Source organism: Pseudomonas sp. KBN10P06128, from assembly GCF_037574945.1.
Taxonomy (GTDB): Bacteria; Pseudomonadota; Gammaproteobacteria; order Pseudomonadales; family Pseudomonadaceae; genus Pseudomonas; species Pseudomonas aeruginosa.
Genome location: NZ_JBBELR010000001.1, coordinates 2,605,670 through 2,629,902, shown reverse-complemented (window position 1 = coordinate 2,629,902; position 24,233 = coordinate 2,605,670). Strand labels below are relative to the sequence as shown.

Here is a 24,233-nt window from a genome sequence, read left to right as displayed (position 1 = left end):
TTTGGAAATACCGGGCAGACCTTCCGCTGCCAGCCCGGGTCAAGCGTGGGCGGCACAGCCGCCCGGTACCGCACGCCCGCCGATGCCTTCGGCGGGCGGACTCACTCGCCTACGCTGATCTTCAGGCCGGCAGCGATGGCGAATGGCGTGAGTGTCAATGCTAGCGCCGTCAGGCTCGCCAGCCACAATAAATGTCCGCTGCTGGGCAGTCCCTGCAGCGAAGCCTGCAGCGCCCCGCTACCGAGAATCAGCACCGGGATGTACAGCGGCAGGATCAGCAGCGCCAGCAACAGGCCGCCGCGCTTGAGGCCCACGGTCAAGGCCGCGCCGACGGCGCCGAGCAGGCTCAGCACCGGCGTACCGAGCAACAGGGAAAGCAGCAGCACCGGTATGCAACGGGCCGGCAGGCCCAGCATCAGCGCGAACAGCGGCGACATCAGGACCAGGGCCAGCCCGGAAAACAGCCAGTGTGCCAGCACCTTGGCCAGCACCAGAAGAGCCAGGGGGTGCGGCGAAAGGACCCACTGCTCCAGAGAACCGTCCTCGAAATCGCTGCGGAACAGCCCTTCCAGCGAGAGCAGCACGGCCAATAGCGCCGCCACCCAGACCAGGCCGGGCGACAAGGTTTGTAGCAATTGGCTCTCCGGCCCGACCGCCAGGGGGAACAGGGCGATGACGATGGCGAAGAACACCAGCGGATTGGCCAGCTCCGCCGGTCGGCGGAACAGCAGGCGCGCCTCGCGCGCCAGAAGCAGGCTGAAGACGTTGCTCATGCCGGATCGCCCAGCGCCGGCTCGACCGTCGCGCCGCTGGCCGCCTTGAGCGCACCGAGGTCCAGCTCGCGGTAGCCGGCGGGCACCTGCTGCAGGCTGTGGTGGGTGGTCAGCACTACCATCCCGCCGCGCTGGCAATGCCCGGCCAGGTGCGCTTCCAGTTGCGCCACCCCCTGTTTGTCGAGGGCGGTGAAGGGTTCATCGAGGATCCACAAGGGCGGTGCGTCCAGGTACAGGCGGGCCAGCGCCACGCGGCGTTGCTGGCCGGCGGAAAGGGTGTGGCAGGGAACGTCCTCGAAGCCACGCAGGCCGACGTCGGCCAGGGCCTGCCAGATCGCCTCGCGGCTGGCCGGCTGGTGCAGCGCGCAGAGCCAGGTGAGGTTCTCCTCGGCGCTGAGCAGGCCCTTGATTCCCGCGGCGTGGCCGATCCACAGCAGGCTGCGGGCCAGTTCGCCGCGCTGTTCGGCGAGCGGCCGGCCGTTCAGGCGGACTTCCCCGGCGGTCGGCTGCATCAGTCCGGACAGCAGGCGCAGCAGGCTGGTCTTGCCGCTGCCGTTGGGACCCACCACCTGCAACATCTCGCCGGCGGCCAGGCGCAGGTCGAGGCGCTCGAACAGCATGCGCCAGTCGCGCTCGCAGGCGAGCCCGACGGTTTCCAGCAAGGGGCTGGCTGTGGGGACTTCAGCAGGATCGGACATCGAACAACATCGCCAAGCGTCTCTCCTCGTCGCGGCGCCGGAGGCCTTCACGGAACAGACCCTAAAGTCGGGATAAACACGGCCGCTATACTGGTGACGACGCGGCCAGCCTGTTTGACAGGCGCGGCATTATACACGCCCTTCCCCAGCCTCCGCAGGGTCGTTTAAGACAGGTTGTTACCCATGCCAGCCGAGATAGGCGCTTCCCCATCACTACCCCCGGTTTCCGCCCCGCGCCCGCTGCCGCCGGCGCAATCGCAGGGCAACGCCCAGGCCGACGCCGAGATGACCCTGAAGCTGGTGCAGACCCTGGCCGGCCTGCTGGGCGAAGGCGAGTCGGGCAAGGCCGAGGTGCTGGCGGTCAAGGAAGGCCTGGCGAACAATTTCCAGGTCCTGCTCAAGCTGACCCTGGCGAACAGCGGGCAGAGCCTGGTGGAAGTGCAGAGCAATCGGCCGCTGGTGCCGGGCAACCTGCTCAACGTCAGCGCCACCAGCAACACCAGCGTGGTTGCCACCCTGCTCGACAGCATGGCCGGCGCTGGCCCGCTGAGCAGCCTCGACCTGGAGCAACTGCCGCCCGGCACCCTGCTCCAGGGCAAGGTCCTGTCCAGCACCGCGCTGCCGGCGGACAAGGCCCAGCAGGTGGTCTACCGGGTCCTGCTGAACCTGCTCAACACGCCGCTCGCCGGCAGCAAGCTGAGCCTCGACTCGCCCCAGGCGCTGCCGGTCGGCAGCCTGCTCACGGCGCTGGTGAAAAACAGCCAGCAGATCGACTTCCTGCCGCTCAGCGGACGCCTCGACCAGCTTGCGCTGGGCCAGCAACTGGCCGGGCAGAGCGCCCGCCAGGCTTCCCTGGAAGGCCTGTTCGCCGCCCTGCAGGGGCTGAACGGCCGCAACGACCTGCCGGACAGCCTGCGCCAGGCCGTGGAGCGCCTCTTCGCCGGCCTGCCGGAGGCGCAGAAGATGGGCGATTCCAAGCTGCTCGGCCAGGCCCTGCAGCAGAGCGGCCTGTTCCTCGAGGCGCGCCTGATGCAGGGCGCCACCGATCATCTCGGCCAGGACCTGAAGGCCAACCTGTTGCGCCTGTTCGCCCAGCTGTCGCCGCTGCCGCCGACCGGCGCCCAGGCGCCGGGCATGTTCGCCGGCAACACGGCGAACCTGGCCCAGGCGTTGCCGGCCTTTGTCCGCAACGCCCTGGGCAACCTGGGACAGAGCGCCAACAAGACCCAGGCACTGAACTTTCCCCTGCCGAGCAAGGTTCTCCAGCTGTTCGACGAGGACATGGAACTGGAGTCGCTGCTGCGCCTTGCCGCCGCGGCAATCTCCCGCCTGCAGACCCATCAGTTGTCGAGCCTGGCGCAGACCAGCACCCTGCCGGATGGCACCCAACTGGCGACCTGGCAGATGGAGGTGCCCATGCGCCATCAGCACTCGGTGGTACCGTTGCAGGTGAAGTTCCAGGAAGAACAGCGCAAGACCGGCGAAGAGGCCCGCGAAAGCCTCTGGCGCGTCGAACTGGCCTTCGACCTGGAGCCGCTGGGACCGCTGCACGCCCAGGCGACCCTGCTGCGCGGCAGCCTGTCCAGCCAGCTTTGGGCCGAGCGCGACGCGACCGCGCGGCTGGTCGAGCATGAACTCGGCCACCTGCGCCAACGCCTGCGCGACGCCGGCCTGACCGTTGGCGAGATCACCTGCCAGCGCGGCCGCCCGCCCCAGGGCCCGCGAGCGACCATCGAACAACGCTGGGTAGACGAAACCGCATGAACAGAAAGCAGTCACCCGCCCCGCGCCAGGCCATCGCCCTGAGCTACGACGGCCAGGCCGCGCCGACCCTTTCCGCCAAGGGCGACGCCGAACTGGCCGAGGCGATCCTGGCCATCGCCCGCGACTACGAGGTACCGATCTACGAGAACGCCGAGCTGGTCCGCCTGCTCGCCCGCCTGGAACTCGGCGACGCCATTCCGGAAGCGCTGTATCGCACCATCGCCGAGATCATCGCCTTCGCCTGGCACCTGAAAGGCAAGTGTCCCGAGGGATTCGCGCCGGACGCCGCGGATGGCAACCAGATGCTGCTGCTCGGCGGCCCCGGCGACTGAGCGGACCCGCCACACGTCGAAACCGAAGCGCCGGAACCGGAATCCGCGAGAGCGGTCCCAGCACAGTCCACCTGCCACTTCCCAGGCCGCCCATGCCCTCGCCAAGCCCCCTCCTCCTCGCCGCCCTGCTGCTTATCGCCAACCATGTCCAGGCCGCCCCGGCCATCCTCGGCGACGAGGAAAAGGATGCAATCATCGATCGGCACCGGCTGACTCCGGAGTTCCGCATCAATCGGCAAGCCAAGGTACGCCATCACGAAGGAACCATCGACCGCGTGGTCCTGCTTCAGGATAGGGACCGCTTCACCTACCGAAGCTACCTTCGCGACGACCAGAAGGAGCCTGCCACCTTCTGGATCCTGGAGTTCGACGCACGCAGCGGGAAACGGCTGAGCGAACGTCAGACCGATGAGGACGACTATTGGCGTAGACGCGACGCCGACTCGCAACGGGCCGACAGCGGCGAAAGGAACCGATAGATAGCACAGCCGAAACCTTCGACGCGTCGTCCCGGTACAGCGGCTCAGGCAAAACCGCCGTTGACCCGCAGCACCTGAGAGTTGACCCAGGCCCCGTCCGGCCCGGCGAGGAAGGACACCGCCGCGGCGATCTCGTCCGGCTCGCCGAGACGCTCCAGCGGCGCCAGCCTGGCGATCTGGTCGATCTGCTCGGCGCTCTTGCCGTTGAAGAACAGCTCGGTGGCCACCGGGCCGGGCGCCACCGCGTTGACCCTGATGTCCTGGCCGCGCAACTCGTTGGCCAGCACGTGCACCAGCCCCTCGACCCCGGACTTGGACGCGATGTACGGACCGTAGCTGGGCAGCGCCCGGGCGATCACGCTGGTGGACAGGGCGATGATCCGTCCGCCGCGCTCGACATGCCGGGCAGCCAGGCCGAGCACGATGAAGGCGCCGCGCAGGTTGGTGCGGATCACCCGGTCGAAGCCCTCCAGGTCGCCATCGGCGATCTTCAGGTAGGGCATCGTGCCGGCGCTGTTGACCACCACGTCGATGCGGCCGAAGGCGCCCCTGGTGGCTTCGAACAGCTTGTCCATGTCCTCCGCGCTGGCCACGTCGCCCTGCACGGCGATAGCCGCGCCGCCGGCGGCGACGATTTCGGCCACGACCTCGTCGGCCATGGCCTGGTTGCCGGCATAGTTGACCGCGACCGCGAAACCGTCGGCGGCCAGCCGCCGGGCAATGGCGCGACCGATGCCGCGGGAGGCGCCGGTGACGATGGCGGCTTGGGTGATGTCAGGCATGCTGGGGCTCTCCTGGAATGAGCGTGGCGACAGCCACGCATCGACAGGGAAAGTCTAGAAGCCGGGCATTGGCGGATAAACAGCCGACAACCGTCATGACTATCCAGGATTTCCGGACAATACCGATACGCGGTCACGGCTTGCGCGCGATCCAGGCGTACTGCTGGCGCTTCTCCTCGCCCAGGCGCTGGCGTCGGCGATGACTGGCGAACGCATCGCCGGAACAGTAGGTGCAGACGGCGCTGGCTTCGATCTGCGCCGGCCCGACGCCGGCGGCCTGGAACAACTGGCGACAGAAGGCCACCAGGTCCAGCCAGGCGCCCTGCTCCGCCTGCCTTGGCTCGGGCGGAGCGAACCGGGGCGGCCGCTCGGGGAGCGGACGACGCTGGCTCCAGGGCGGCGCCGCGCCCTCCCAGAGGCGGCCGTGGCCGACCTGCAACGCCTCGATGAACCCGGCACTCACCTCGTAGCAGCAGGCTTTGATCCCGGGACCGATGGCGACCCGGATGTCCGCGCTGGCGACGCCGCGCGCATTGAAGCGCGCCACCGCCGCGCCGACGATACCGGCGACGAGCCCCTGCCAGCCGCCATGCAGGGCGGCCACCACCCGACCGTCGCGGCTGCTCATGAGAATCGGCAGGCAGTCCGCGGTGACCACCGCGACCGCCAACGGCCCTTCGCTGAAGACGCCGTCGGCGGCATGCCGTCCCGATTCCGACAGCGAGCGCGCGTCGACGATCTCGGCGCCATGCACCTGCCGGCAATGGAATATCCGCTCGGAGAGTGCCTGGCCGGCTTGCTGGAAGCCATGCTCGATGCCTTCGATCGCCTTGAGGATGTCGGCCTGGACGGTCATGCGCTGTCTCGCCATGGAAGGTTGGAAAACGACCTTACCTCATCTTCCCGGAAGCCGCCTCAGGCGATGCCGCGCAGGAGGTCGGGGCAGCCGCGATCACGCTTGATCAACGCGGCCAGGGCGACCTGGCCCAAAGGCCGGTCGGACACCGCGCCGATGCTCAGGCCATGGCCTCTGCTCCACTCGAACAACAGGCGCTTCTCGCGGCAATCGAGTTCGCCCACCAGCAGGAAGCGCCGGATGCTGCCGCTGCGTCCCAGCATCGCCAGCGTGCCCTTGCAGCCCTGGTCCAGGCGGAATCCGTCGTAGAGGAAATAGTCGTACGGGTAACCCTGGTCCAGGGAGCGCCGCAGCTCCCGTCGGTCCAGGCACAGACTCAGGTGGAAGTAGCCGCAGCGGTTGAACAGCGCTCCGTACCTGAGCAGACGGCCGGGGTTGGCGCACAGCACCATGGCGCGCAGGGGTATTGCAGGCATCCTTGTGGCCTCCTGGAAACGTGCTGGTTGACCAGGACCGATTCTAGAAAGCGGCAGCCGCGCGATTAATAGGACTTTTCCTCTAAATGCCTACCTGTGATCCGAAGCTTCCTCCTGGCCCAGGTTACGCAGGACACGCTCGGCCTGGCGCCTCAACGGCTCGCGCAACTCCAGCGGCTGCCTGATCTCGAAGTCGAACGGCAGGCCGCACAGGCGCCGGGCGAACCAGTCCAGGTCGTCGGTGCTGGCGCGCAACAGCGTACCGCCATCGACCTCGGCGAGCAGACCGAGGGGCTCGCCGAGCACCGCGACCACCTGCTCCCTCGCAGCCCGCATCAGGATTTCCACCGGGTAGGCGCGCGGCATCCGGGCGAAGCTCTCCCGCAGGTGGCGGAGGGTATCGAAATCCGCCGGTCGCTCGAAGCGCTCCGCCAGCATGCGCGGCGCGTCCAGGCGATCGAGACGGAACGAGCGCAACGCCTGGCGCAGGTGGCAGAAACCGCTGACGTACCAGCAGCCGTTGCGATAGACCAGGCCGTAGGGATCGAGTTGGCGGAGGGTTTCGGCGCCCTGCGGGTCGCGATAGCGGAACTCGACCCGCGCACGGACCTGGGCGGCTTCGGCGAGGGTCGCCAGCGCCGCCACACTGGTTCCCGCCCGGGCGCGGGCCAGGTCCAGGCTGGCGGTCTCGCGGAGCGCCACGAGGCGCCGCCGCAGCGCAACGGGCATCACCCTGCTCAGCTTGGCCTGCGCACTTTCCAGGGCCAGCTCGCTTTCGCCCAGGCCGAGACTGCGCACCGCCAGCAGGCCGAGGGACACGGCCAGGGTTTCCTCCGCGCTGAACATCAGCGGCGGGAGCTTGAAACCGGCCACCAGGCGGTAACCGCCATGGCGTCCGCGCTCCGCCGAGATGGGTATGCCCAGCTCCTCGAGGGCGACGATATAGCGACGCAGCGTCCGTCCATCCACCTCCAGGCGCCTGGCCAGCTCGCTACCGCTGAGCTGGCCGTGGCTCTGCAGCAGTTCGAGCAGGGCGAGCACGCGCACCGTGGGCTTGGACATTTTTCGATCCACCGGAAAAATCAGGACCGAATATAGCCTATATCACCCCTACCCTGCGTTCAGCCCAGTTGCGATGCGCAACGTGCGTTACCTGAACGGAGATGGAAAATGGAACCTGTACTGTTTTATGGCGTACCCCACGGCTGTTCCTTCGGCTCGATCGTGGCCCTCGAGTGGCTTGGCCGCCCCTATCGCCTGTGTCGGATCGAGATGCCGCTGGAGACCGGCGAGCGCACCTACGTGCGCCTGAACCCGGCTCGCCAGACGCCCACCCTGCTCCTGGAGGACGGCCGCGCGCTCAGCGAAAGCCTGGCTATTCTCCAGCACCTGGCGGCGCGCGACCTGTGCAGGAAGCTCGGCTATCCGCAGGGCAGCGCCGAGTTCGACGAACTGAACTTCGCCCTCGCTCTCCTGCATACCGAATGCCATTCGGCCTGGGGGGCCCTGTTCTATCTGCAGGACGCCGACGCAACCACGACGGCAAGGGCGCTGGCGCGCGCGGCGCGAGCCTATGGCCGGATCGACAAGCTGCTCGGCGACCGCAAGTGGCTGGCCGGCGAAGGGCCGAGCGTGGCCGACGCCTACCTCGCGGGTACCGCTCGTTGGGGACGGGAGCTGGGCTACTTCGACCTGCAACACGACTTTCCGCGCCTGCATCGACACCTGGAGAAGCTGGAGCAGGACCCGGCGGTGCGCTTCGCCCATGCCATCGAGGATCGCCTGCCGGCGCAGAGCTGCGGGGAGTTCAGGGGAGAGGTGACACTGGCAGAAGTGGCGAGCCGCCTGCTCGCCTGAAAAGCGCCAGCGCCGGGTCGGTGGCCGTCACTTGCCCTTGGCTTCGTGCAGGCGCGCCACCAGCTCGGCCTCGGCCTGCGACAGCCCGCAGGCCTGGGTCAGGTCTTCGGCGCTGGCGCCTAGCCCGACCAGGCGTGCGGCCTGGCTGAACGACAGCGTGGTCGGATCGCGCTGCTCCAGGCGCGCGACCCGGTCGGGAAGCGGCGCGAGTTGCTTGCCCAGGTCCTGCAAGGCCTCGCCCATGCGCACGTTGACCTGCTGGTAGGACTCGATGCGCTTGCTCAGCTCCTTGAGCCGGCGCTCGCGCGCCGCGCCCTCCTCCGCCTGCTGCGCCAGCGCAGCTTGCAGGCGGCGCAATTCACGGCGCAGCCACAGGCACGCCGCCGCCAGGCCGAGGCAGGCGGCGAGCGCCAGTGCCAGCGCGACGACCTCCATCTCAGCAGGCCCTCGTGTCGGTCGAACGCATCAGATGCTGCCCAGCTCCGACCATTCTTCCTCGGTCATCATCTTGTCCAGCTCGACCAGGATCAGCAGCTCGCCGTTCTTGTTGCAGACGCCCTGGATGAACTTGGCCGATTCTTCGTTACCGACGTTCGGCGCGGTCTCGATTTCCGACTGCTTCAGGTAGACCACCTCGGCGACGCTGTCGACCAGGATGCCGACCACCTGCTTGTCCGCCTCGATGATGACGATCCGCGTGTTGTCGCTGACCGGCGCAGGGTCCAGGCCGAAGCGCTGCCGGGTGTCGATCACCGTGACCACGTTGCCGCGCAGGTTGATGATGCCCAGCACGTAGCTCGGCGCGCCCGGCACCGGGGCGATCTCGGTGTAGCGCAGCACCTCCTGGACCTGCATCACGTTGATGCCGTAGCTCTCGTTGTCCAGGCGGAAGGTGACCCACTGCAGGATCGGATCTTCGGCGCTTTGCGCGGTGGCTTTGCTCATTCCCCTAACCTCTCGAAAACCGCCGCAAGCGGCGGAAGCTGTCTATCAATGGTCGCCGTGCAGGCGCTTGACGGCGCCGCTGGCGATCAGTTCGGCGAGCGCCGCCACATCCAGCAGCGCACACATGTGTTCGATGACCGTGCCGGCCAGCCAGGGCCGCTGGCTACGCTGGCTGCGCCATTTCACCTCGGCCGGGTCGAGGCGGATCGAGCGGCTCACCTGGTGCACCGCCAGCCCCCACTCGTAGCCCTGGACCGAGATCACGTACTTGAGGCCGTCGCGATAGTCGTCGCGGTAGCGTTCGGGCATCACCCAGCGTGCGGTGTCCAGCACCTTCAGGTTGCCCGCCTGCGACGGCAGGATGCCGAGGAACCAGTCGGGCTGGCCGAACAACGGGGTCAGTTCCTGGTTCTCCAGCGGATAGATCGAGCCGAGGCACACCAGCGGCACCGCCAGGGTCAGCCCGGCGACGTCGAACAGCAGGCACTCGAAGGGCTCCGCCGCCCAGGCCGGACGACCGTCGTCGAGCAGCGGCAGGTCGAGCAGCGCCGGCTCGCTGGCGCTCGCCGGGGCGCTCGGCACGCGCAGTTCGATGACCTCGTGGGGCCGTGGCTCGACCGGCAGCTCGCGCAACGTCGTCGGTTCGTCGAGCAGGGCCGCCGGCGCCGGCGGAACCAGGCGCGCATCGCGGACCTGCTCCTCGAGCACCGCGGCCTCGAACTCGTCGAACCCGTGGTCGACCGGCAGCGTTTCCAGCGCCGGGGCCGGTGTCGCCACTTCGGCGACCGCCAGCGCGACAGGCTTCAACGGCGCGGGCGCAGGCGCTGGCGGCGTCTCGACGGGAGGTTCCAGGTCCTCGAAAGTGGCCTCCTGGAGCAACGCATCCAGGTAGGACTGCAAGGCCAGTTGCGAACGGGTGGCGGTGGCGGCGCTCATGTGGGTATTCCGCGACAGGGGTCTACAACGGTTATCGGCCGCACTCCGGTGCGGCTTGAATGCGCCTGTCGGCGCGGCGACCGGCGCGCCATCAGGCCACCCGGGTGGCCGGCTGCTGCGCCAGCAGATGCTTGAGCAAGGCGCGGTAGGCGATCACCCCGCGACTCTTACCGTCGTGTTGCGACGGCGTGACCCCGGCCCGACTGGCATCGCGCAGGCGGGTATCGATGGGAATGAACGCCTGCCACAGGTTGTCCGGGTAGTTCTCGTTGAGAATCCGCAGCGTGCTCAGCGAAGCCTGGGTCCGCCGATCGAACAGCGTAGGTACGATGGTATAGGGCAACGCCTGTTTGCGCGACCGGTTGATCATCGCCAGGGTGTTGACCATCCGCTCCAGCCCTTTCACCGCGAGGAACTCGGTCTGCACCGGAATCACCAGGTGCTGGCTGGCGGCCAGGGCATTGACCATCAGCACGCCGAGCAGCGGCGGGCTGTCGATGATCGCATGGTCGAAATCCTGCCAGAGCTGCGCCAGGCTTTTCGAGACCACCAGGCCGAGACCGCTCTTGCCCGGCGACTGGCGCTCCAGGGTGGCCAGCGCGGTACTCGACGGCAGCAGGGAGATGCGTTCGTTGCTGGTGCTGCGCAGCAGCGAGGCCGGCAGCCCCTCGGGGACGTTGCCCTGGTGCAGGAACAGGTCGAAGGCGCTGTGCTCGAGGGTGTCCGGGTCATAGCCGAAATAGCTGGTCATCGAGCCGTGGGGGTCCAGGTCGACCACGACCACGCGCTTGCCGGCATCCGCCAGCAGGCCGGCCAGGGCGATGGACGAGGTGGTCTTGCCGACCCCTCCTTTCTGATTGGCGACTGCCCAGACTTTCATTGCTCTACTCTTCCTGGCATGGGTCCACCCGGTTGGGGCCGCACTACTGGCCAGTTCGGCCCCGGCGCCCGTACGCAAACCATGTTTCGCGCGCTCATGGCGAAGGCGACGGGGAATTGACGGTTGCTGGCGCGGGCGCCGGCGTACCGCCAGTATCTGCAGCTTGCGTGCCAGCTGCCGAGCCTGCGTGGCGGAGCGCCGAATCCGGTTGCGCCTTGCCGCTGCCGACCCCGCTGACGCTGCGCCGTACCTCCAGGTTGCGCGAGATCACCAGCACCACCCGGCGGTTCTTCGCCCGCCCTTCGGCGCTGGCATTGTCTGCCACCGGTTGAAATTCACCATAGCCCACCGCAGCCATCCGCGACGGCTCGACCCCATCGTTGCCGAGCAGGCGGACGATGCTCGCCGCCCGCGCCGCCGACAGTTCCCAGTTGGTGGGATAGCGCGGGCTATGGATCGGCACGTCGTCGGTGAAGCCCTCGACATGGATCGGGTTCTTGTAGGGCGCCAGGATCTTGGCGACCTTCTCGACGATATCGAAGGCGGCATCGTTGGGCAGCGCATCACCGCTGGGAAACAGCAGGCTGGAATTGAGAGTGATCTCGATCCACAGCTCGTTGCCGCGCACGCTCAACTGGTCGGAGGCGATCAAGTCGCCGAAGGCATCGCGCACGCTGTCGGCGATCCGCTCCAGCGAGTCGGCGCTGGCCGCGTTGTCGCTGGGCTGCTCCTCGACGCTGGTGCGCTCCGGCTCGGTGGTGCGCGGCCGCTCGTCGCCGATGGGAATCGGCTTCAACGAGCGGTCGGGCTGGTTGAACACGCCGGTGAGGGTCTCCGAGAGGATCTTGTACTTGCCCTCGTTGATCGAGGAAATCGAATACATCACCACGAAGAAGGCGAACAACAGGGTGATGAAATCGGCATAGGAAACCAGCCAGCGTTCGTGGTTCTCGTGTTCCTCCTGGTGGCGACGGCGACGCTGCATGCTCGGCTCCGGTCAGTCCATGAAGCCTTGCAGCTTCAACTCGATGGAACGCGGGTTCTCGCCCTCGGCGATGGACAGCAGGCCCTCCAGGAGCATCTCGCGGTAGCGCGACTGGCGCAGCACCAGGGTTTTCAGCTTGTTGCCGATCGGCAGCAGGAGCAGGTTGGCGAAGCCGACGCCATAGATGGTGGCGACGAAGGCCACGGCGATGCCGCTGCCGAGCTGCGCCGGGTTGGCCAGGTTGCCCATCACATGGATCAGGCCCATTACCGCGCCGATGATGCCGATGGTCGGCGCATAGCCGCCCATGCTCTCGAACACCTTGGCGGCCTGCAAGTCGCGGCTTTCCTGGGTGAACAGGTCGACCTCGAGGATGCTGCGGATGACTTCTGGCTCGGCGCCGTCCACCAGCAGTTGCAGGCCCTTGCGCGCATAGGGATCGGGCTCCGCATCGGCGATGCTCTCCAGGCCGAGCAGGCCTTCCTTGCGCGCGGTCATGCTCCAGGAGACGATCCGGTCGATTCCCCCGGAAAGATCCTCGCGCGGCGGGAAGAACACCCAGCCGAGCATGCCCAGGCCGCGCTTGAGCACGTTCACCGGGGTCTGCAACAGCGCCGCGGCCAGGGTGCCGCCGATCACGATCAGCGCCGCCGGACCGTTGAGCAGGGCTCCGGCGTGGCCGCCCTCGAGGAAGTTGCCGCCGACGATGGCGACGAACGCCAGGATGATCCCGACCAGGCTGAGCACATCCATCAGTGCGTCCCCTCGGCTCGGCGAAGGCGCGCGCAGGTCGTCACGTGGGTGGCCATCGAAGGCAGTCTCCTCATTCCTGCACGCACGCTTACTGGCACGCCTCGACCAGGTGCCGGCCGATGTCGTCGAGCCCGTACACCGCGTCCGCCAGGTTGGCCTTGACCACGGCCATCGGCATCCCGTAGATCACGCAACTGGCCTCGTCCTGCGCCCACACCTGGCTGCCGCCCTGCTTGAGCAGGCGCGCGCCCTCGCGTCCGTCGGCGCCCATGCCGGTGAGGACCACCGCCAGAACCTTGTCGTTGTAGGCCTTGGCCGCCGAGCCGAAGGTCACGTCGACGCAGGGCTTGTAGTTCAGGCGTTCGTCGCCGGGGAGGATGCGCACCGTGCCGCGGCCGTCGACCATCATCTGCTTGCCGCCCGGCGCCAGCAGCGCCAGGCCGGGACGCAGGATGTCGCCGTCCTCTGCTTCCTTGACGCTGATCCGGCACAGCTTGTCGAGGCGCTCGGCGAAAGCCTTGGTGAAGGCCGCCGGCATGTGCTGGATCAGCACCAGCGGCGCCGGGAAGTTGGCCGGCAACTGGGTCAGCACCCGCTGCAAGGCAACCGGTCCACCGGTGGAGGTACCGATCGCGACCAGCCGGTAGGCCTTGCGCTTCGGCGCCGCCGAGGTCGACGCCGGGGCCGGCGACGCGCCGGCACTGGCACGCGCGCTCGCGCCGAGGCTGGAGGACGACGCCGGCGCATGGCTGGACGAGGTGGCCGAAGGCAGCGGCGGCAGGCTGATCGAGCGACGATTGCTACGGGCGATGGTCAGGACCTTCTCGCAAAGCAACTGGCGGACCTTGTCCGGGTTGCGCGAGATGTCCTCGAAATTCTTCGGCAGGTAGTCGACCGCTCCGGCGTCCAGCGCATCCAGGGTCACCCGCGCGCCCTCGTGGGTCAGCGAGGAGAACATCAGGACCGGGGTCGGGCAACGCTGCATGATGTTGCGTACCGCGGTGATGCCGTCCATCAGCGGCATCTCGTAATCCATGGTGATCACATCGGGTCTCAGGGCCAGCGCCTGCTCGATGGCCTCGCGGCCATTGGTGGCGGTGCCGACCACCTGGATCTGTCCATCGGCGGAGAGAATCTCCGAGACACGGCGGCGGAAGAACCCCGAATCGTCCACCACCAGGACTTTGACTGCCATAGCTACTCCTCAGAGGGCGACGCTCCTGCGCCGCCGGAAACCCATACGCGGCGTCAGATGCGCCGTGCGTAACGCTTGAGCATGCTCGGCACATCGAGGATCAGGGCGATGCGCCCGTCCCCGGTGATGGTGGCGCCCGCCATGCCGGGGGTGCCCTGCAACATCTTGCCGAGTGGCTTGATCACCACTTCTTCTTGTCCCACCAACTGGTCGACGACGAAACCGATGCGCTGGGTGCCGACCGACAGGATCACCACGTGCCCCTCGCCCTGCTCCTCGTGGGCCGCGCTCGGCACCAGCCAGCGCTTGAGGTAGAACAGCGGCAAGGCCTTGTCGCGGACGATCACCACTTCCTGGCCATCCACGACATTGGTGCGCGACAGGTCAAGATGGAAGATTTCGTTGACGTTGACCAGCGGGAAGGCGAACGCCTGGCTGCCCAGCATCACCATAAGGGTAGGCATGATCGCCAGGGTCAGCGGCACCTTGATGACGATCTTCGAGCCGGACCCCTTCTGCGAGAACACGTTGACCGTGCCGTTGAGCTGGGAAATCTTGGTCTTCACCACGTCCATGCCGACGCCGCGGCCGGACACGTCGGAAATCTCGGTCTTGGTCGAGAAACCCGGGGCGAAGATCAGGTTGTAGCACTCCAGGTCGGTCAGGCGGTCCGCCGCGTCGCGCTCCAGCAGGCCCTTCTCCACCGCCTTGTTGCGCAGCACCTCGGCGTCCATGCCCTTGCCGTCGTCGGTGATCATCAGGAGGATGTGGTCGCCCTCCTGCTCCGCCGACAGCACCACCTGGCCGACCCGCGGCTTGCCGGCGGCCTCGCGCTCCTCCGGACTCTCGATGCCGTGGTCGACGGCGTTGCGCACCAGGTGCACCAGCGGATCGGCGAGGGCCTCGACCAGGTTCTTGTCGAGGTCGGTCTCTTCGCCCACCAGCTCCAGGTTGATCTCTTTCTTCATGTTCCGCGCCAGGTCGCGAACCAGACGTGGGAAGCGGCCGAAGACCTTCTTGATCGGCTGCATGCGGGTCTTCATCACCGACATCTGCAGGTCGCCGGTGACCACGTCGAGGTTGGCCACGGCCTTGGCCATGGCCTCGTCGCCACTGTTCAGGCCCAGGCGCACCAGGCGGTTACGCACCAGCACCAGCTCGCCGACCATGTTCATGATCTCGTCGAGACGCGCCGTATCCACCCGCACGGTGGTCTCCGCCTCGCTCGCCGCCGGCCTGTCGGGCGCCGCCGGACGCGCGGCGGCGGCCTTGGCCGGAGCGACCGGTTTCGCCGCGGGACTCTTCGCCGCGATGTTCTTGGCTACCGCCGCGGCGGCCGCCACGGCCTCGGAGGCGCCGTTGAACTTGCCCTTGCCGTGCAGTTCGTCGAGCAGCGACTCGAACTCGTCGTCGCTGATCTCATCGCCGCCCGCGGCGGCCGGCGCCTTGCCCGGCTCCGCCGGCGCAGCCGCTGGAGCCGCGGCAGCCGGTGCGGCGGGTGTGCCGGCGGCTTCCGGGACATCGCCGAACTTGCCCTTGCCGTGCAGTTCGTCGAGCAGCGCCTCGAACTCGTCGTCGCTGATATCGTCACCAGCGGCAGCCGCGGCCGGCTCGACCGCCTCGGCGGGGACTTGCGCAGGCTCGGCCGAGACCGCCGGCGGGACGAACTTGCCCTTGCCGTGCAACTGGTCGAGCAACGCCTCGAACTCGGCGTCGCTGATCTCGTCGCCAGCGGGAGCCGCGGACGCTTCTGCAACGGCGGAGGCCGGCGCTTCGTCGCCCTGGAGAGCATCCAGCAACTGCTCGAACTCGTCGTCGGTGATATCGCTGGAGCCACTCTGCGCGGGCGCTTCCGGCGGCGCCGCAGGCTCGGCTGGCGGAACGGCCGCTGGCGGCGCTTGCACAGGTTCCGCGGGCGCGGCGCCCTCGGGCTCGGCCAGGCGGGCAAGGGCCGCCAGCAGTTCGGGCGTCGCCGGGGTCGGTTCGGACTGCTCGCGCACCTGGTCGAACATCGCGTTGACCGTATCCAGCGCCTGCAGCACCACATCCATCAGTTCGGAGCTGACGCGCCGCTCGCCCTTGCGCAGGATATCGAAGACGTTTTCCGCAATGTGGCAGCATTCCACCAGCGCGTTCAGCTGGAGGAAGCCGGCACCGCCCTTGACCGTATGGAACCCACGGAAAATGGCATTGAGCAGGTCCATGTCGTCCGGCCGGCTCTCCAGCTCGACCAGTTGCTCGGACAATTGCTCGAGAATCTCGCCGGCCTCAACCAGGAAGTCCTGGAGGATTTCTTCATCGGCGTCGAAGCTCATTCGGCTGCTCCCAGAGACGTGTTACTCGAAAGGATCGGCAGGACCGCTGTCCTGCCGGAAATACCGGCCCGGCTTTCCGGACCGACTTCAGCCCGCCCGCCGGGATCACCGGCATGACGAAGGCTGTGCCGGCAGCCCGCGGATGCCAGCGTTCAATGCTTACTTAACGGCAGCGATGCCGCAGTCTTGAGCCGGGCGGGTCAGAAACCCAGGCTGGACAGCAGATCGTCCACGTCATCCTGCCCGGACACCACATCCTCTCGTTTTTCCGCGGCGACCTGCGGCCCCTCGCCCTTGGCCGAACGCTCCAGCGCGGCCTGATGGCGCATGCTCACGTGGTCGTGCTCGATTCCGGCGTAACGGTCCACCTGGCCGGCCATCCAGACCAGCTTCACGAGGTTGCTCTCGACCTCGGTGACCAGCTTGGTGACACGCTTGATCACCTGGCCGGTCAGGTCCTGGTAATCCTGCGCCAGCAGGATGTCATTGAGCTGCGAGGACAACTGGCCGGCGTTCTCGCCGCTGCGCACGAGGAACTGTTCGATGCGCTTGGCCAGCTCGCGGAAGCCGTCGGCGTCGATTTCCCGGCGCATGAAGCGTTGCCACTCCTGGTGCAGCTCCCGCGAATCGTCGCCCAGTTGGTTGACCAGCGGGGCGCTCTGCTCCACCAGGTCCATGGTCCGGTTGGCGGCCTTCTCGGTCATTTCCACCACGTAGGAAAGACGATCGGTGGCATCGGCAATCTGCGACATTTCCTGCGCGTGGGGGGAATGCGGGTCGATCTGGAAATCGACGATGGCGTTGTGCAGTTCGCGGGTCAGCTTGCCCACTTCCTGGTAGAGGCCACGGTCCCTGGCCTGGCTGAGCTCCTGGATCAATTGCACCGCCTGCTGGAAGTGCCCCCGTTCGAGACAGTCCACCAGTTCGCGCGCGTGTTTTTTCAGGGTCGATTCGAATTCGTCGCCCGTGGAATCGTTACCAAGCACCATGACACCCTCTTGGCCGGCTTCAGCCGTTGACCCGCTCGAAAATCTTCTCGATCTTTTCCTTCAGGACCTGAGCGGTGAAGGGTTTGACCACATAGCCGTTGACCCCGGCCTGGGCCGCTTCGATGATCTGGTCGCGCTTGGCCTCGGCGGTGACCATCAGCACCGGCAGGTGCTTGAGGCGCTCGTCGGCGCGAACCGCGCGCAGCAGATCGATGCCGGTCATGCCCGGCATGTTCCAGTCGGTGACGAGAAAGTCGAAATTGCCGCTGTGCAGCATCGGCAGCGCCGTGGTGCCGTCGTCGGCCTCGGCGGTATTGGTGAAGCCCAAGTCCCGCAAGAGGTTCTTGATGATGCGTCTCATCGTGGAAAAGTCGTCCACGATGAGAATTTTCATGTTCTTGTCCAAGTAAACCTCCGTACAGACCAGAGCGCGCCCCAGGGGACGCGCCACACATTCTTTTGCGTTAACGGTTACAAGCTGCGGTCGAGGCCGGTTCAGGCCGACCGCCAATCGGCCAGGCGCGCACGCAAACGCGCGGCGCACTGGCTGTGCAACTGGCTGACCCGCGATTCGCTGACGCCCAGTACCTCGCCGATCTCCTTGAGGTTGAGTTCCTCGTCGTAATACAACGCCAGCACCAGGCGCTCGCGCTCCGGCAACTTGGCGATGGCATCCGCCAGGGCCGCCTGGAAACGTTCGTCGAGCAGGCCGTGGATCGGTTCGTTGTGACTGAGGCTGGTGTCTTCCGGCAATCCATGTTCGCCGTCCTGCAACAGGTCGTCGAAGCTGTACAGGCGGCTGCCCTGCGTGTCGCTGAGGATGCCGTAGTAATCTTCGAGGCTCAATTGGAGTTCGGCAGCAACTTCGTGATCTTTAGCGTCGCGTCCGGTTCTCGCCTCGATCGCGCGGATCGCGTCGGTCACCATGCGCGTGTTGCGGTGCACCGAACGCGGCGCCCAGTCGCCCTTGCGGACCTCGTCGAGCATGGCCCCGCGGATGCGGATGCCGGCATAGGTCTCGAAGCTGGCGCCCTTGCCGGCGTCGTATTTCTTCGCGGCCTCGAGCAGGCCGATCATGCCGGCCTGCATCAGGTCCTCCACCTGCACGCTGGCCGGCAGGCGGCCGAGCAGGTGATAGGCGATGCGCTTGACCAGTGGTGCGTAACGCTGGATCAGTTGCTCCTGGGAGTTCTGCGCTTGCGCCTTGCTATACATACGCACTCCAGAGGCCGCTGTCATACGGCCGAACCTGTCGCGGGGTGTTGGACCAGTCGTTCGACGAAGAACTCCAGGTGCCCGCGCGGGTTGGCCGGCAGCGGCCAGCTGTCGACCTTCTGCGCGACCGCCTTGAAGGCCAGGGACGCCTTCGAGCGGGGGAATGCCTCGTATACGGCTCGCTGTTTCTGCACGGCCTTGCGTACCGACTCGTCGTAAGGGATGACACCTACATACTGTAGTGCGACGTCGAGGAAACGGTCAGTGACCTTGGTCAGTTTGGCGAACAGGTTGCGTCCTTCCTGCGGGCTGTGGGCCATGTTGGCCAGGACCCGGAAGCGGGTCATACCGTGGTCGCGGTTGAGCAGCTTGATCAGGGCGTAGGCATCGGTGATCGAGGTCGGCTCGTCGCAGACGACCAGCAGCACCTCCTGCGCGGCGCGGACGAAACTGACCACTGAATCGCCGATTCCGGCGGCGGTGTCGACGACCAGGACATCGAGGTTGTCGCTGATATCGCTGAACGCCTGGATCAGCCCCGCATGCTGCATGGGCGAGAGGTGCACCATGCTCTGCGTGCCGGAGGCCGCGGGAACGATGCGCACGCCGCCGGGACCGAGAAGGAGGACATCGCGCAGTTCGCAGCGTCCCTCGATCACGTCGGCCAGGGTGCGCTTGGGCGTGAGTCCCAGCAGGACGTCGACGTTGGCCAGGCCGAGGTCGGCATCCAGCAGCATGACGCGACGGCCGAGATCGGCCAGAGCCAGTGCCAGGTTCACCGACACATTGGTCTTGCCGACGCCGCCCTTGCCGCCAGTTACTGCGATCACCTGTACGGGATGCATGCTACCCATCTGCTTCATACCTTGTGTTGTCGTCTTCCCGGAACGCCCCTTCCAGCGCTCTCCGGTATTGGCGGGAACGATGCGCCATCGTTCCCGGCCCGGCGGAAGCCACCTTCGCTTCCGTCACCCGCGCCACGCGCGGTTCTTCCCACGTCCTCAGCCGGCACGCCGCGCCGGTTGCTGGTAGAGCCCGGCGAACATCTCGGCCATGGCGTCCTCGCTGGGCTCTTCCGGTGCCTGCAGGCTCACCGCCCGGCTGACCAGTTGGTGACTGCGCGCCACCTGCAGGTCGTCCGGAATCCGCGGCCCATCCGCCAGATAGGCTACCGGGAGACGCTGGGCGATAGCCAGCGCCATCGATTCACCGAGGCTGCCCGCCTCGTCCAGCTTAGTCAGGATGCAACCCGCCAGCCCGCAGTGCCGATAGGTCTGGTAGGCCGACTTGAGCACCTGGCTCTGGCTGGTGGTGGCCATCACCAGGTAATTCTTCACGTTCAGGCTCGGCGACGCCAGTGCCTCGAGCTGCATGCGCAATGCCGGGTCGCTGGCCGGCAGGCCGGCGGTATCGATCAGCACCATGCGTTTGCGCGCCAGCGGCGCCAGGGCCTGGATCAGCGACTGGCCGGGATCGACCAGGGTCACCGGTACGTTGAGGATCCGACCGAGGGTCTTGATCTGCTCCTGGGCGCCGATCCGGTAGCTGTCCATGCTCACCAGCGCCAGGCTCTGGGCGCCGTACTTGAGGACGTAGCGCGCGGCCATCTTCGCCAGGGTGGTGGTCTTGCCGGCGCCTGCCGGGCCGACCAGGGCCAGTACGCCGCCCGCGTCGAGCGGGTCCTGCTCGGGGGTCTGCACGGCACGCGACAGGTGCGCCAACAGCATGCGCCAGGCCTGGCGCGTATCGCCCACCGCGGCGACCCGCTCCAGCAACGGCTTGCTCAGCTCCGCCGGCAAGCCCATGCGCTGCAGGCGCCGCCAGAGATTGGCCTGCTGCGGACGCTGGTGCTGCAACTGGCCCCAGGCGATGGAACCCAGTTGTACCTCGATCAGCTCGCGCAGGCCGTTCAGTTCGAAACGCATTGCCTCGAGGGTCTGGCCGCCCGCCTGGGGCTTGGCCTGCGCCGCCGTCATGGACTCGGCCAGGGACGGACGCGCCGGCTTCTCCTCGGCGAACAATTGACGGTCCTTGCGCTGGTTTTCCGCCGGACGCGCCGTCAATTCGGCGCGCGCCTCGGCGATCCGCGCCTGGGTCTTGCGCAGCTCCACTTCCAGCGCCGGGTTGGGCTTGCTCGGCGCCGGCGGGGCCTGGTAATCCAGCGCCGCGGTCAGCTCGATGCCGCCGGCGACCCGGCGGTTGCCGAGAATCGCGGCGTCCGGACCCAGTTCGTCGCGGACCAGTTTCATGGCCTGACGCATATCGGCGGCGAAGAAGCGTTTGACTTGCATTGCCCGAACCCCTCAGTTCAGTAGTCTTGCCGGCAACCTCAGGTTGCCCGGTGTGCCGGCCCTGGAGCCGGCGCAGCCCTCGTTCAGTTCTGCCCCACCGTCGCGACGATGGTGACTTGCTTGTTGTCCGGGATTTCCTGGTAGGCCAGCACATGCATGCTGGGCACCGCCATCCGCGCGAAGCGCGACATCATCGAGCGGATCGGTCCGGCAACCAGCAGGATCGCCGGCTTACCGAGCATCTCCTGGCGTTGCGCGCTCTCGATCAGCGAGCGTTGCAGCTTCTCGGCCATCCCCGGCTCCAGCAACATGCCGTCCTCGGAGCCTTGTCCGGCCTTCTGCATGCTGTTCAGCAAAATCTGTTCCAACCTCGGCTCGAGCGTGATCACAGGCAGCTCCGGCTCAAGCCCGACAATGCTTTGCACGATTGCGCGGGACAACGCGACGCGAACCGCGGCGACCATCGCGCCGGGATCTTGACTCCGTGGAGCGACATTGGCGATGGCCTCGGCGATGGTACGGATGTCGCGCACCGGCACCTGCTCCTGGAGCAGCGCCTGCAGGACCTTGAGCAGGGTGGACAGGGAAATCAGCCCCGGCACCAGCTCTTCCGCCAGCTTCGGCGAGCTGCGCGCGAGCAATTGCAGGAGCTGCTGCACTTCTTCATGGCCCAGCAGCTCGTGGGCGTGCTTGTGCAGCACCTGGTTCAGGTGAGTGGCGACCACGGTGCTCGCATCCACCACGGTGTAGCCCAGCGACTGCGCCTGGTCGCGCTGGCCGGGCTCGATCCATACCGCCTCCAGGCCGAAGGCCGGGTCCTTGCCGGCGATGCCGTTAAGGCTGCCGAATACCTGGCCGGGGTTGATCGCCAGCTCGCGATCGGGATAGATCTCCGCTTCGGCCACGCTGACCCCCATCAGGGTCAGACGGTAGGCGTTGGGCAGCAGGTCGAGATTGTCGCGGATGTGCACCGAGGGCATCAGGAAGCCCAGCTCCTGGGACAGCTTCTTGCGTACGCCCTTGATCCGCGCCAGCAGTTGCCCGCCCTGGTTGCGGTCGACCAGCGGGATCAGCCGGTAGCCGACTTCCAGGCCGACCATGTCCACCGGGGTGACGTCGTCCCAACCCAGTTCCTTGACCTCCTGGGCGCGCTGCGCCGGCAGCAGCTCCTGCTGGCGCTGCACCTCCTGCTCGGCGACCTGCTTGGCCTTGTTCTGCCGGTGCCAGATCCAGTAGGCGGCAGCACCGGCCAGGGCGCCGAGGCCGATGAAGGAAACGTGCGGCATGCCCGGCACGGCGCCCATGGCGATCAGGATCGCCGCGGAAATCGCCAGCGCCTTGGGCGAGGCGAACATCTGCCGGTTGACCTGCTGGCCCATGTCCTCGGAACTGGAGACCCGCGTCACCATGATCGCCGCCGCGGTCGACAGCAGCAGCGACGGCAGTTGTGCCACCAGGCCGTCACCGATGGTCAGCAGGGCGTAGACCTTGCCGGCGTCGCCGAAGGACATCGAATGCTGGATCATGCCGATGGCGACGCCGCCGATCAGGTTGATGAAGAGAATCAGCAGGCCGGCGATGGCGTCGCCGCGGACGAACTTGCTGGCACCGTCCATCGAACCGTAGAAGTCGGCCTCCTGGGCCACCTCGCTGCGGCGCTTCTTGGCTTCCTCCTGCTCGATCAGGCCGGCGTTGAGGTCGGCGTCGATGGCCATCTGCTTGCCGGGCATGGCATCCAGGGTGAAGCGCGCGCTGACTTCGGAAATCCGCCCGGCGCCCTTGGTCACCACCACGAAGTTGATGATCATGAGGATCGCGAACACCACCACCCCGACCACGTAGTTGCCGCCGATCACCACTTCGCCGAAGGCCTGGATCACCTTGCCCGCGGCGCCATGGCCGTCGTGGCCGTGGAGCAGCACCACGCGGGTCGAGGCAACGTTCAGCGCCAGGCGCAACAGGGTCGCCACCAGCAGGATGGTCGGGAACACGGCGAAGTCCAGCGGCCGCAGGGCGTACACGCATACCAGCAGGACGACGATGGACAGGGCGATGTTGAAGGTGAACAGCACGTCCAGCAGGAATGGCGGGATCGGCAGGGTCATCATCGCCAGCATGGCCAGCAGCAGGATCGGCACGCCGAGGCTGCCGCGCCCCAGCCCCGCCAGGTTGCTGCGCACATTGCTGATCAGTTGCGTGCGATCCACTCTCGACTCCCCTGCCCTGCGTATGGCGCCCGTAGGTGAGCGCCGAACAAACTTTTGACGCCGGAATGCGCGTCGGGCGGGTCATTGCAGGAACCGTTCCAACTTTTCAATTCATTGATTGAAAAAGGGTTTTCGCCAATCACCAACTGCCGGAGGCGCCACCACCGCCACTCGAGCCTCCGCCGCCGGAGAACGAGTCCGAAGACGAACTGGACGAACTCGACGACGAGGAACCCGATGAGCTAGCGTAATCGCCGCCGCGTCGACGCCCTCCCCCCGAGCCGCCGGCGCTGAAATTGCAACCGATGAGCAGCGGCAGGCAAGCGGCGGGCAGGATGATCAGCGCCTCGATGCTGTTCAGCGGGTCGTCCACCAGCAACAGCAGGCACTCCAGGGCCAGGGTCAGCAGCAGGCCGAGCAGGCCCGGCAGGTAGGCCCAGCGCCGTCCTCTGCGCAGCCCCTGCCAGGCACCGGCCAGCATCAGCAGGGTCAGTCCCAGCGAAAGCGGCACGGCCAATCCGTAATGGAGCACCGGCAGGCCATAACGGCGGTAGGCCCAGAACAGCCCCAGCGCATAGAGCACAAGAATGGCGAAGAACCAGCGGGCACCGCGCGAATACTTGAGCAACGCGCCGAAGCCGACGCCCAGGACCGCCACCATCTCCGCCAGCGCCACCATCGCCCCTGCCGGCCAGTGCCGCCCCAGTGCCAACGCCGCAGCGAGCGCCACTACCGCCCCCAGGGTCCAGTACCAGGCGCGCGGGCGTACCAGCAGCGCCACCCCGCCGAGAGCGCCGAGCAGGAATGCGATAGCCAGGGTCTGCCGTACCGCGCCGGGCTCCAGCGGGTCGCGCGGCGGCGGCAACGCCTCGCCGTCGATCAGTCGTACCAGGCGCTGCGCCGCCGCTTCCAGGCCGCCGGCGTAGTCTTGCTGACGGAACGCAGGGGTCATGTATTCGCGGATGATCCGCCCGGCATCGATGTCGGTGATCGTTCCTTCCAGGCCATAACCGACTTCGATGCGCATGCGCCGATCGTCCTTCGCCACCAGCACCAGGACGCCGTCATCGATCCCCTTGCGCCCAAGCTTCCACGCCTCGAAGACCCGCGTCGCATAGGCCTCGATGCTGTCCGGATAGGTGCTGGGCACCATCAGGATCGCTACCTGGGCACCCTTCCGGGCCTCCAGCGCGGCCAGCGAAGCTTCCAGGCGGGCACGCTCGGCGGCGTCGAGGGTCGCGGTAAGGTCGGTCACCCGCCGCGCCAGCGCTGGAACCTCCGCGGACTCGTAGCCCGCATCGCGCGCTGCCTCGGCCTCGGCGCCGACCGCCAATGCCTCCACGGCCTCCTCCTCGACATCGGACGCTGCCACCGCGACGGTGACCGGCACCGCCGCGGTGGCAACGGAGGGAATCGCGGCGGCGCAGAGCAGCATGCCGAACAGCCGAAGCATGGCGAGATAACGCGTGATTGCAGACATCCTTGTCTCCGAATGAAATGAACGG

General features: G+C 67.2%; 25 protein-coding genes. 4 read left to right on the top strand and 21 right to left on the bottom strand.

Features of this window, described 5'->3' with window-relative positions:
* Window positions 1-101: 101 nt before the first annotated feature.
* Entirely contained in the window at window positions 102-773 is a 672-nt protein-coding gene (ccmB, locus tag VQ065_RS12540) for a heme exporter protein CcmB (protein WP_003083130.1), read from the bottom strand.
* A complete protein-coding gene (gene ccmA / locus VQ065_RS12535) occupies window positions 770-1,471 on the bottom strand; it encodes a cytochrome c biogenesis heme-transporting ATPase CcmA (RefSeq protein WP_003140265.1) in 702 nt (233 codons plus the stop codon). Before ccmA ends, ccmB begins: the two co-directional genes overlap by 4 nt.
* Before the next feature lie 285 nt (window positions 1,472-1,756).
* On the opposite strand from ccmA, the gene fliK reads away from it, so the two are divergent.
* The 3 genes from fliK to VQ065_RS12520 all read left to right on the top strand — a co-directional run bounded on the left by fliK (window position 1,757) and on the right by VQ065_RS12520 (window position 4,046).
* Window positions 1,757-3,235, top strand: coding sequence for a flagellar hook-length control protein FliK (gene fliK / locus VQ065_RS12530; RefSeq protein ID WP_003083123.1), 1,479 nt, complete (start codon window positions 1,757-1,759; stop codon window positions 3,233-3,235).
* Window positions 3,232-3,567 (top strand): EscU/YscU/HrcU family type III secretion system export apparatus switch protein, encoded by a 336-nt coding sequence (locus tag VQ065_RS12525; protein WP_003083121.1) that lies wholly within the window; start codon window positions 3,232-3,234, stop codon window positions 3,565-3,567. The genes fliK and VQ065_RS12525 overlap by 4 nt, the downstream gene beginning before the upstream one ends.
* Window positions 3,568-3,659: 92 nt before the next feature.
* The gene (locus VQ065_RS12520; RefSeq protein WP_003087135.1) at window positions 3,660-4,046 is read left to right on the top strand and encodes a hypothetical protein; all 387 of its coding nucleotides are present in this window, start codon (window positions 3,660-3,662) and stop codon (window positions 4,044-4,046) included.
* Window positions 4,047-4,090: 44 nt separating this feature from the next.
* On the opposite strand, the gene VQ065_RS12515 is transcribed toward VQ065_RS12520, so the two are convergent.
* The 4 genes from VQ065_RS12515 to VQ065_RS12500 all read right to left on the bottom strand — a co-directional run bounded on the left by VQ065_RS12515 (window position 4,091) and on the right by VQ065_RS12500 (window position 7,222).
* A complete protein-coding gene (locus VQ065_RS12515; RefSeq protein ID WP_003087132.1) occupies window positions 4,091-4,828 on the bottom strand; it encodes an SDR family oxidoreductase in 738 nt (245 codons plus the stop codon).
* Window positions 4,829-4,961: 133 nt separating this feature from the next.
* Window positions 4,962-5,684, bottom strand: a complete 723-nt coding sequence (locus VQ065_RS12510) for a polyphenol oxidase family protein (RefSeq protein WP_003087130.1) — start codon at window positions 5,682-5,684, stop codon at window positions 4,962-4,964.
* A gap of 59 nt (window positions 5,685-5,743) precedes the next feature.
* Window positions 5,744-6,160: a hypothetical protein gene (locus VQ065_RS12505; protein ID WP_003087127.1), complete on the bottom strand. Its 417-nt coding sequence runs from the start codon at window positions 6,158-6,160 to the stop codon at window positions 5,744-5,746.
* Window positions 6,161-6,250: 90 nt separating this feature from the next.
* Window positions 6,251-7,222 (bottom strand): helix-turn-helix transcriptional regulator, encoded by a 972-nt coding sequence (locus tag VQ065_RS12500; protein WP_003087124.1) that lies wholly within the window; start codon window positions 7,220-7,222, stop codon window positions 6,251-6,253.
* A gap of 108 nt (window positions 7,223-7,330) precedes the next feature.
* Here VQ065_RS12500 and VQ065_RS12495 point away from each other — a divergent pair, with 108 nt between their 5' ends.
* A complete protein-coding gene (locus VQ065_RS12495) occupies window positions 7,331-8,017 on the top strand; it encodes a glutathione S-transferase family protein (RefSeq protein ID WP_003087121.1) in 687 nt (228 codons plus the stop codon).
* A gap of 27 nt (window positions 8,018-8,044) precedes the next feature.
* On the opposite strand, the gene VQ065_RS12490 is transcribed toward VQ065_RS12495, so the two are convergent.
* From VQ065_RS12490 to VQ065_RS12420, 15 genes are all read right to left on the bottom strand, one after another.
* Entirely contained in the window at window positions 8,045-8,452 is a 408-nt protein-coding gene (locus VQ065_RS12490) for a DUF2802 domain-containing protein (RefSeq protein WP_003083101.1), read from the bottom strand.
* A gap of 30 nt (window positions 8,453-8,482) precedes the next feature.
* Entirely contained in the window at window positions 8,483-8,962 is a 480-nt protein-coding gene (locus tag VQ065_RS12485) for a chemotaxis protein CheW (protein WP_003083098.1), read from the bottom strand.
* A gap of 45 nt (window positions 8,963-9,007) precedes the next feature.
* Complete coding sequence (locus VQ065_RS12480) at window positions 9,008-9,898, bottom strand: CheW domain-containing protein (RefSeq protein ID WP_003087116.1); 891 nt, start codon at window positions 9,896-9,898, stop codon at window positions 9,008-9,010.
* Window positions 9,899-9,989: 91 nt separating this feature from the next.
* A complete protein-coding gene (locus VQ065_RS12475) occupies window positions 9,990-10,778 on the bottom strand; it encodes a ParA family protein (protein WP_003083092.1) in 789 nt (262 codons plus the stop codon).
* Between the two features lie 94 nt (window positions 10,779-10,872).
* The gene (gene motD, locus VQ065_RS12470) at window positions 10,873-11,763 is read right to left on the bottom strand and encodes a flagellar motor protein MotD (protein WP_003083090.1); all 891 of its coding nucleotides are present in this window, start codon (window positions 11,761-11,763) and stop codon (window positions 10,873-10,875) included.
* Between the two features lie 12 nt (window positions 11,764-11,775).
* Window positions 11,776-12,516 carry a flagellar motor protein gene (locus VQ065_RS12465; RefSeq protein ID WP_003083089.1) on the bottom strand — a complete coding sequence of 247 codons (741 nt, stop codon included), beginning with the start codon at window positions 12,514-12,516 and terminating at the stop codon, window positions 11,776-11,778.
* An 88-nt stretch (window positions 12,517-12,604) separates the two neighbouring features.
* Complete coding sequence (locus VQ065_RS12460; protein ID WP_003087115.1) at window positions 12,605-13,711, bottom strand: protein-glutamate methylesterase/protein-glutamine glutaminase; 1,107 nt, start codon at window positions 13,709-13,711, stop codon at window positions 12,605-12,607.
* A 53-nt stretch (window positions 13,712-13,764) separates the two neighbouring features.
* Window positions 13,765-16,026 carry a chemotaxis protein CheA gene (locus VQ065_RS12455; RefSeq protein ID WP_023098690.1) on the bottom strand — a complete coding sequence of 754 codons (2,262 nt, stop codon included), beginning with the start codon at window positions 16,024-16,026 and terminating at the stop codon, window positions 13,765-13,767.
* 200 nt (window positions 16,027-16,226) lie between these two features.
* A complete protein-coding gene (locus VQ065_RS12450) occupies window positions 16,227-17,015 on the bottom strand; it encodes a protein phosphatase CheZ (RefSeq protein ID WP_003083075.1) in 789 nt (262 codons plus the stop codon).
* 19 nt (window positions 17,016-17,034) lie between these two features.
* The gene (locus VQ065_RS12445; protein WP_003083073.1) at window positions 17,035-17,409 is read right to left on the bottom strand and encodes a chemotaxis response regulator CheY; all 375 of its coding nucleotides are present in this window, start codon (window positions 17,407-17,409) and stop codon (window positions 17,035-17,037) included.
* A gap of 101 nt (window positions 17,410-17,510) precedes the next feature.
* Window positions 17,511-18,254 carry an RNA polymerase sigma factor FliA gene (gene fliA / locus VQ065_RS12440; protein ID WP_003083070.1) on the bottom strand — a complete coding sequence of 248 codons (744 nt, stop codon included), beginning with the start codon at window positions 18,252-18,254 and terminating at the stop codon, window positions 17,511-17,513.
* Window positions 18,251-19,093, bottom strand: a complete 843-nt coding sequence (gene fleN, locus VQ065_RS12435; RefSeq protein ID WP_003083064.1) for a flagellar synthesis regulator FleN — start codon at window positions 19,091-19,093, stop codon at window positions 18,251-18,253. Before fleN ends, fliA begins: the two co-directional genes overlap by 4 nt.
* A 138-nt stretch (window positions 19,094-19,231) precedes the next feature.
* Window positions 19,232-20,521 (bottom strand): flagellar biosynthesis protein FlhF, encoded by a 1,290-nt coding sequence (flhF, locus tag VQ065_RS12430; protein WP_003087102.1) that lies wholly within the window; start codon window positions 20,519-20,521, stop codon window positions 19,232-19,234.
* Between the two features lie 83 nt (window positions 20,522-20,604).
* A complete protein-coding gene (gene flhA / locus VQ065_RS12425; RefSeq protein ID WP_003087100.1) occupies window positions 20,605-22,728 on the bottom strand; it encodes a flagellar biosynthesis protein FlhA in 2,124 nt (707 codons plus the stop codon).
* A 139-nt stretch (window positions 22,729-22,867) separates the two neighbouring features.
* Entirely contained in the window at window positions 22,868-24,208 is a 1,341-nt protein-coding gene (locus tag VQ065_RS12420; RefSeq protein WP_023098691.1) for a TPM domain-containing protein, read from the bottom strand.
* Window positions 24,209-24,233 lie beyond the last annotated feature (25 nt).

Coding starts and splice junctions, on each gene's coding strand:
- VQ065_RS12460 (WP_003087115.1), bottom strand. CDS start 13,711: ATGGCAGTCAAAGTCCTGGTGGTGGACGATTCGGGGTTCTTCCGCCGC.
- VQ065_RS12490 (WP_003083101.1), bottom strand. CDS start 8,452: ATGGAGGTCGTCGCGCTGGCACTGGCGCTCGCCGCCTGCCTCGGCCTG.
- VQ065_RS12475 (WP_003083092.1), bottom strand. CDS start 10,778: ATGAAAGTCTGGGCAGTCGCCAATCAGAAAGGAGGGGTCGGCAAGACC.
- fliK (WP_003083123.1), top strand. CDS start 1,757: ATGACCCTGAAGCTGGTGCAGACCCTGGCCGGCCTGCTGGGCGAAGGC.
- flhF (WP_003087102.1), bottom strand. CDS start 20,521: ATGCAAGTCAAACGCTTCTTCGCCGCCGATATGCGTCAGGCCATGAAA.
- VQ065_RS12520 (WP_003087135.1), top strand. CDS start 3,660: ATGCCCTCGCCAAGCCCCCTCCTCCTCGCCGCCCTGCTGCTTATCGCC.
- motD (WP_003083090.1), bottom strand. CDS start 11,763: ATGCAGCGTCGCCGTCGCCACCAGGAGGAACACGAGAACCACGAACGC.
- VQ065_RS12495 (WP_003087121.1), top strand. CDS start 7,331: ATGGAACCTGTACTGTTTTATGGCGTACCCCACGGCTGTTCCTTCGGC.
- fliA (WP_003083070.1), bottom strand. CDS start 18,254: ATGACAGCGGCCTCTGGAGTGCGTATGTATAGCAAGGCGCAAGCGCAG.
- VQ065_RS12515 (WP_003087132.1), bottom strand. CDS start 4,828: ATGCCTGACATCACCCAAGCCGCCATCGTCACCGGCGCCTCCCGCGGC.
- VQ065_RS12465 (WP_003083089.1), bottom strand. CDS start 12,516: ATGGATGTGCTCAGCCTGGTCGGGATCATCCTGGCGTTCGTCGCCATC.
- ccmA (WP_003140265.1), bottom strand. CDS start 1,471: ATGTCCGATCCTGCTGAAGTCCCCACAGCCAGCCCCTTGCTGGAAACC.
- VQ065_RS12525 (WP_003083121.1), top strand. CDS start 3,232: ATGAACAGAAAGCAGTCACCCGCCCCGCGCCAGGCCATCGCCCTGAGC.
- VQ065_RS12500 (WP_003087124.1), bottom strand. CDS start 7,222: ATGTCCAAGCCCACGGTGCGCGTGCTCGCCCTGCTCGAACTGCTGCAG.
- ccmB (WP_003083130.1), bottom strand. CDS start 773: ATGAGCAACGTCTTCAGCCTGCTTCTGGCGCGCGAGGCGCGCCTGCTG.
- VQ065_RS12510 (WP_003087130.1), bottom strand. CDS start 5,684: ATGACCGTCCAGGCCGACATCCTCAAGGCGATCGAAGGCATCGAGCAT.
- VQ065_RS12450 (WP_003083075.1), bottom strand. CDS start 17,015: ATGGTGCTTGGTAACGATTCCACGGGCGACGAATTCGAATCGACCCTG.
- VQ065_RS12445 (WP_003083073.1), bottom strand. CDS start 17,409: ATGAAAATTCTCATCGTGGACGACTTTTCCACGATGAGACGCATCATC.
- VQ065_RS12480 (WP_003087116.1), bottom strand. CDS start 9,898: ATGAGCGCCGCCACCGCCACCCGTTCGCAACTGGCCTTGCAGTCCTAC.
- VQ065_RS12505 (WP_003087127.1), bottom strand. CDS start 6,160: ATGCCTGCAATACCCCTGCGCGCCATGGTGCTGTGCGCCAACCCCGGC.
- VQ065_RS12485 (WP_003083098.1), bottom strand. CDS start 8,962: ATGAGCAAAGCCACCGCGCAAAGCGCCGAAGATCCGATCCTGCAGTGG.
- fleN (WP_003083064.1), bottom strand. CDS start 19,093: ATGAAGCAGATGGGTAGCATGCATCCCGTACAGGTGATCGCAGTAACT.
- VQ065_RS12420 (WP_023098691.1), bottom strand. CDS start 24,208: ATGTCTGCAATCACGCGTTATCTCGCCATGCTTCGGCTGTTCGGCATG.
- VQ065_RS12455 (WP_023098690.1), bottom strand. CDS start 16,026: ATGAGCTTCGACGCCGATGAAGAAATCCTCCAGGACTTCCTGGTTGAG.